This is a genomic window from Streptomyces sp. GbtcB7 (assembly GCF_019091445.1).
Taxonomy (GTDB): Bacteria; Actinomycetota; Actinomycetes; order Streptomycetales; family Streptomycetaceae; genus Streptomyces; species Streptomyces mirabilis.
This window is the reverse complement of the sequence record NZ_JAGXJM010000325.1, coordinates 1-265: the sequence shown is the minus strand read 5'-3', so window position 1 is coordinate 265 and position 265 is coordinate 1. Positions and strand designations below refer to the sequence as shown.

The 265-nt window shown below is 58.9% G+C and carries 1 rRNA gene; it reads right to left on the bottom strand.

The annotated features are described in order from the left end of the window. Positions 1–198 precede the first annotated feature (198 nt). Positions 199–265, bottom strand: a 16S ribosomal RNA gene (locus tag KVT44_RS56190); the annotation flags it as partial.

The window sequence follows — 265 nt, the reverse complement described above, 5'->3', positions numbered from 1 at the left end:
TCAGACACCCAACAGCGTGCCCGGCACCCTTGCCGCTTCCCTCATTCGTTCCACGCCCCGAAGAGCAGTACTGGAAGGAGAAGACAGTCAAGTGTGCCGAATAATCAACGTTCCACCCATGAGCAACCACCGTCGAACGTGTGCCGACGTAATGGCCCTGGACCACCGGGCAAGCCCGGCAGCCTAGATGCTCCTTAGAAAGGAGGTGATCCAGCCGCACCTTCCGGTACGGCTACCTTGTTACGACTTCGTCCCAATCGCCAGT